Annotated in this window: 2 protein-coding genes; one reads left to right on the top strand and one right to left on the bottom strand. The window is 59.9% G+C overall.

All coding sequences use genetic code 11. From position 1 onward, the window contains the following. Positions 1 to 223: 223 nt before the first annotated feature. The gene (locus tag ACWKV5_RS28990; protein WP_483844054.1) at positions 224 to 5,125 is read right to left on the bottom strand and encodes an NAD-glutamate dehydrogenase; all 4,902 of its coding nucleotides are present in this window, start codon (positions 5,123 to 5,125) and stop codon (positions 224 to 226) included. Positions 5,126 to 5,627: 502 nt separating this feature from the next. Here ACWKV5_RS28990 and ACWKV5_RS28985 point away from each other — a divergent pair. After that, the gene (locus ACWKV5_RS28985) at positions 5,628 to 5,981 is read left to right on the top strand and encodes a hypothetical protein (RefSeq protein ID WP_483844053.1); all 354 of its coding nucleotides are present in this window, start codon (positions 5,628 to 5,630) and stop codon (positions 5,979 to 5,981) included. Positions 5,982 to 6,227 lie beyond the last annotated feature (246 nt).

Raw genomic sequence — 6,227 nt, 5'->3', positions numbered from 1 at the left:
GCCAGAAGCATTCTTTATCGGCGCTTGGGTGAAAGGAGGAGGGGCGAAATCTCCCACGGTCTGTACTGCGTCAACAGGCAGAATCGAGCCTAGTCCCTCCTCCTCCCTTCAAGTCCTACCATACAAGCGAGCCTGCTCGCGAAGGGGCCTGAACCGACACCACAAAAAATCCAGGCCAAAAAAAACCGTCTCTTTCGAGACGGTTTTTTCATTCAGCGCCTGATCAGGCCGCTGGCTCCAGCTCTTCGCTGACGGCTGAAGTGGTGGTCACCACCGCTTGCCCGCTCAATGCCAGGTCCAGCAACTCACGGTTGGCCACCGCGTACATGGCGTAGTCCGTGCCGCTGGCGGCACGGATTTCCACCAGCATCGCGCGCCAGCGTTCGATCATGCCTTCGTGCGCTTCCATCCACAGCGCCAGGCGTGTTTCCACGTCCTGAGTGCCGTCGCCCTGTTGCAGGACGGAGATGGTGATCGCACGTTGCTGCCAGTCGACGTCATCACGGAACGCTTCACGGGCCAGGGCTTGCCAGTTGTTTTCAACCGGCAGCGCGCTGATCTGTTGCAGGTACCAGGTGATGTCCAGGGCGCTGCCGACGGCGAAGTAAGCCTTCGCGACGTCTGCTGCGTTCTGGCCGGTCACGTCCGACGCCTCGATGATTGGCAGCAAGGTGTACAGGTGAGTAGTGCCTGCAACCATGCGCGCCAGCAATTCAGGTACGCCAGCAGCGACGTAAGCCTGATAGCGGGTCTGCCAGCCTTCGCGAGTCGGGCCTTCCAGCAGTTCGTCGAGCTTGAGGCCCAGCGCTGCCAGATGTGGACCGAAGTGCGCGACGTCACGAGCGGCATTCTGCTCGTTGCGACGGCTGCGCAGGAACCAGCGCGTGGCGCGGCGGCCCAGACGCATCAGCTCATCCATCAGCTCCAGTTGCACGTCAGCGGACACCTGGTAGTCCAGGGCTTCGATCTGACGGAACCAGTGCGGGAGATGGAAAATGTCACGCACGATCACATAGGCGCCCGCCACGTTCGCCGGGCTCATGCCGGTCGACTCTTTGAGTCGTTGAACGAAGGTGATGCCCATGTGGTTGACCAGGTCGTTGGCGATCTGGGTGCTGACGATTTCGCGCTTCAGACGGTGACGGCGCATGGCTTCGGAGAACTTGCTCACCAGGGACGGCGGGAAAGCGGTTTCCATGTCGCGGGTCAGGTAGTCGTCGTCCGGCACCAGGGAGTTGAGCAGCGCCTCCTTGAGGTCGATCTTGCTGTAGGAGATCAGCACCGACAGCTCGGCGCGGGTCAGGCCGTGGCCCTCTGCAACGCGCTCGTTGATCGCTTCTTCGTTCGGCAGGAACTCGATGGCGCGATCCAGCTTGCCGCGGCCCTCCAGATCGTTCATCAGACGCTTGTATTCAGCGATACGCGGCAAGGCACGACGCGCAGCCAAAGACAGAGCCTGAGTCTGCTTGTAGTTGTTGCCCAGCACCAGGCTGCCGACTTCGTCGGTCATGCTCGCCAGCAACTGGTTACGTTGCTTGTCGGTCATGTCGCCCGCGTGAACCACTTCGTTCAGCAGGATCTTGATGTTGACTTCGTGGTCGGAGCAATCCACGCCACCGGCGTTGTCGATGAAGTCGGTGTTGGAACCGCCGCCATTGAGACCGAATTCGACACGACCCAGTTGGGTCATCCCGAGGTTACCGCCCTCGCCCACGACTTTGCAGCGCAGTTCGTTGCCGTTCACACGCAGTGCATCGTTGGCCTTGTCGCCGACATCGGCGTGGCTTTCGCTGCTGGCTTTGACGTAGGTACCGATGCCGCCGTTCCACAACAGGTCTACCGGTGCCTTGAGCAAGGCATTGAGCAGTTCGGTCGGGGTCAGCTTGTCGGCCTGAATGTCGAAGCGCTCTTTCATCTGCGGGGAAATCGCGATGCTTTTCGCGCTACGGGAGAAGATCCCGCCGCCTTCGGACATGATGCTGGTGTCGTAATCCGACCAGGCCGAACGCGGCAAGTCGAACAGGCGCTGACGCTCGGCGAAGCTGTTGGCAGGCGCAGGATTCGGGTCGATGAAGATGTGCAGGTGGTTGAACGCAGCCACCAGTTGCAGCGTCTCGGACATCAACAGGCCGTTACCGAATACGTCGCCGGCCATGTCGCCGACGCCGACCACGGTGATGCTGTCTTTCTGGACATTGATGCCGCGTTCGCGGAAGTGACGTTGCACGCCAACCCACGCGCCCTTGGCGGTGATGCCCATTTTCTTGTGGTCGTAACCGGCGGAACCGCCGGAAGCGAACGCGTCACCCAACCAGAAACCGTAGTCGATGGCGATGCCGTTGGCGATGTCGGAGAAGGTCGCAGTGCCCTTGTCCGCAGCCACCACCAAGTACGGGTCATCGTCGTCATGACGCACGACGTTGGCCGGCGGAACCAGCGCGCCGTCTTTCAGGTTGTCGGTGATGTCCAACAAGCCCGAAATGAAGATGCGGTAGCAGGCGATGCCCTCGGCCGCGATCTCGTCACGGCTGCCGCCCAGTGGCAGGCGACGCGGCAGGAAGCCGCCCTTCGCGCCGACTGGCACGATGACCGAGTTCTTCACTTGCTGGGCTTTTACCAGGCCCAGGACTTCGGTGCGGTAGTCTTCTTCACGGTCGGACCAGCGCAGACCGCCACGAGCGACGTTGCCGAAGCGCAGGTGCACGCCTTCGACGCGAGGCGAGTAAACGAAGATTTCGAACTTCGGTACCGGCTTCGGCAGCTCTGGAATCAGGTGCGGGTTGAACTTGAAGCTGAAGTACGACTTGTTCTTGCCGTTGGCATCAGTCTGGTAGAAGTTGGTGCGCAGGGTGGCCTTGATCAGGTCCAGGTAGCGACGCAGGATGCGGTCTTCGTTCAGCACCTGGACTTCGTCCAGAGCGGCGATGATCGCGTGTTCCAGGCGTTGCTGCTTGTCTTCCAGATCGTCGCCGGACAGCTTGCGTGCCAGGTAGAAACGGGTCTTGAACAACCGGGTCAACTCGCGAGCGATGTCGGTGTGGTTGTTCAGGGTGCTGGCGATGTAGCCCAGGTCGAAACCCAGACGGATCTGTTTCATGTAGCGAGCGTAAGCACGCAGCAGCGCCACATCGCGCCACGGCAGGCCGGCGGTCAGCACCAAGCGGTTGAACGCATCGTTCTCGGCATCGCCACGCACGATGTGGACGAAAGCGTCCTGCAGCGTGTCGTTGAGTTGCTGGATGTCGAGTTCCAGGCCTTCGGCAGCGGTGAACGCGAAATCGTGAATCCAGAATTCGCGGCCATTGGTGTGGCGCAGGCGATACGGGAATTCACCCAGTACGCGCAGGCCGAGGTTTTCCAGGATCGGCAACACGTCGGACAGCGCCAGCGGGGTATCGGCGTGATACAGCTTGCAGTGCAGCATGCGCTGGCCGGACACCTGACCCAGTGGCTGATAGAAGCTCATCACCAGCGGATTTTTTTCGTTCAGGCTCAGCAGGTGTTGCATGTCGACCACAGCCGAGTGCGCGGCGAAACGCTCGCGGTAACCGGCCGGGAAGCCTTTCGGGAAGTCGGCCAGCACGTTGGTGCCGTGGGCTTCGCCGAAGCTTTCAACCACCAGGCTGGCGTAGTCGTCCTGCCAGCTGCGGCACGCTTGCACCACTTCTTTTTCCAGCAGGACCGGATCGATGTCGAGGCGGTTCTTCGGATCGACGCGCAGGATCAGTTGCACGCGGGCCAGCACGGATTCGGAGAAGAACGTCCAGAATTCGCAATCCGAAGCTTTCAGGCGATCCATCAGCACTTGCTGGATCTTCTGGCGCACTTCGGTGGAGTAGATGTCGCGTGGCACGTAGGCCAGGCAGTAGCAGAAACGGCCGTACGGGTCTTTGCGCAGGAACACGCGAATCTTGTTGCGTTCCTGGATCTGCACGATCGACATCACGGTGCTGAACAGTTCGTCGACCGGGGTCTGGAACAGGTCATCGCGCGGCAGTACTTCAACCACCTGCGCCAGTTCCTTGCCCAGGTGAGCCTTGGCCTGGAAGCCGGAACGGCGTTCGATTTCTTCGACCTTGCGACGGATGTACGGGATGACCCGCACGCTCTCGCCATACACCGAAGAGGTGTACAGGCCCATGAAACGGCATTCCTTGATCACGTTGCCGTCGGCATCGATTTCACGGATCGACACGTAATCCGGGTAAGCCGGACGGTGTACACGGCTTGGGTGCGCAGCCTTGGCGAACGACAGCAGGGTCGGTTCGCGCAGGTAGTTCACGGCGTAGTCTTCGATGCGCAGGTCATCGTAGGTCAGGCCGGTACGCAGCAGTTTGGTCAGGCCGAGGAAGGAATCCTGGTCGTAGACGATGTGGCCGCCGTCGGCTTCATCGCGTACCACGAATTCTTCGTAGCCGAGGAACGTGAAGTGGTTGCCCACCAGCCATTCCAGGAAGCTTTTGATTTCGCCTTTCTCTTCCGGGTCGACCGCGTACTGGCTGTTGTCCAGGCCGGTGAGGATTTCCTGGACCTTGGCTTTCATCGGTTCGAAGTCGGCGACAGCGACGCGGACTTCACCCAGCACCTGCTCCAGCTCTTTGCTCAGGACATTGAGCTCGGCAGTGTTGGCGCAACGGTCGATTTCCAGGTACATCAGCGATTCTTGAAGAATGCCTTCGCCCTGGGTGCCTTTCGGCAGGATTTCCAGCAACTCGCCCTTGCTGCCGCGACGCACGCTCAGCACAGTGGTTTGCAGGGTATGAATGCTGTAGCCGCGACGGTTCAGCTCGGTACGCACCGAGTCCACCAGGAATGGCAGGTCGTGGTGCAGCACTTCGACCGCGGTGTGGGTCGACTGCCAGCCGTGGCGTTCGTAGTCGGGGTTGTAGACGCGCACTTGTGGTTGCGCGTGATCGAAGCGCTCAAGCAGGCGCCACGCAGAAAGGGTGCAGCCGGCGAGGTCGGACAACCGACGCTGGGTCAGCTCGTCCAGGGAAATGATGCCGAAGAATTGTTCAGCGAACAGCGCCACTTGTGGCAGTGCCTGTTCACTGATGTGCTGTGCCAGTGCCGCTTGCAGTTGGTGCTGGAAGTCGGCTTTGCTGGCTGCGGTGAAGAACGCCATCTGTGGTACTCCGCTTGGGCTTGTTATTGATGGAAGCGTCGCGTGCAAAACCCCTTTCGGGGCGATCCGTCACCCTGTTCCTGATTCTCGGGCAGAGGAAACAGGGGACAGGTGGGTGAAGCTGGACGAGACACTCAGGTCACATTCACCTTCCATGAATGGGCATCTGCAAAACCGACTGGGCTGCGAACAGCGCAATGTCTTTACAGGTGCTCATCCGTTGCGCAGCTTAACGAGTGCGGCGAGGCCCGTGCTTGCGGTGCTGCGACATATTCGGTCATCGGTACGCAACTGGCGGCACACGCCTCGAACAACACTAGCAGCCGTGAGCAAAAACGGGCGTTTTATCCCCGGTTTTCCGGCACCTGCGTACCAGAAATGACCAGTAACACTCCAAGTGTCCACGCCCCTCCTCTGACACTCAGCCGAGCAGAAATTCCGTTGGGCTGGCAGAATTGCGGTTTGTGCGTCTTTACCACGCTCGTCGAGCCAGGAATTCCCCATGCAAATGACCACCGCCCTCTTGATTGTGAACCCTTGCGATGACGAGGAAGACAACATGGCCATGCTCTGCTGCCACAGCGAGGCGGGCGACATGTTCCTGATGACCCGCTACCCGGACGAGGATGAACTGGAAATCACCCTCGACGGCGAGCCTTCGACCCTGGATGGCGTGAAAGTCACCCTCAGCCCTACCCGGCTGCTGATCGAAATCGCCGCGGCGGATGCGGATGCGTTGAATGGGGATGATTCTTTGGAAATCATTCACAACACGGAGGCTGGAGATTTGGCGGAAGTCGAGGAAACGCTGAAAAATATTCTTGAGGGGACGGGGACTTATATAAGCCAGCTCTGAATATCAGTGCTTTTGCCGGCCCCTTCGCGAGCAGGCTCGCTCCCACATTGACCGCGTTTCAATCAAACGACTCGGTCAACTGTGGGAGCGAGCCTGCTCGCGAAGAGGCCCGAAAGAACGGCAACACTTTCCGACCCGGACAAATTTCAGACAATTCCACCAATCATTTACCTTACTTTGCACAAAATGCCGTTAGTCGCCGCCCCCCGCGATGGATTAAAGTAACGCCCCCAGCCCAAGCGTTAT

Source organism: Pseudomonas oplopanacis, from assembly GCF_057128725.1.
Note: the sequence above shows the minus strand (reverse complement) of the source record. Positions and strands in the feature narration are given on the sequence as shown.

Excerpts from the sequence above, each read along its gene's own strand:
- ACWKV5_RS28990 (WP_483844054.1), bottom strand. The coding sequence starts at position 5,125 with ATGGCGTTCTTCACCGCAGCCAGCAAAGCCGACTTCCAGCACCAACTG.
- ACWKV5_RS28985 (WP_483844053.1), top strand. The coding sequence starts at position 5,628 with ATGCAAATGACCACCGCCCTCTTGATTGTGAACCCTTGCGATGACGAG.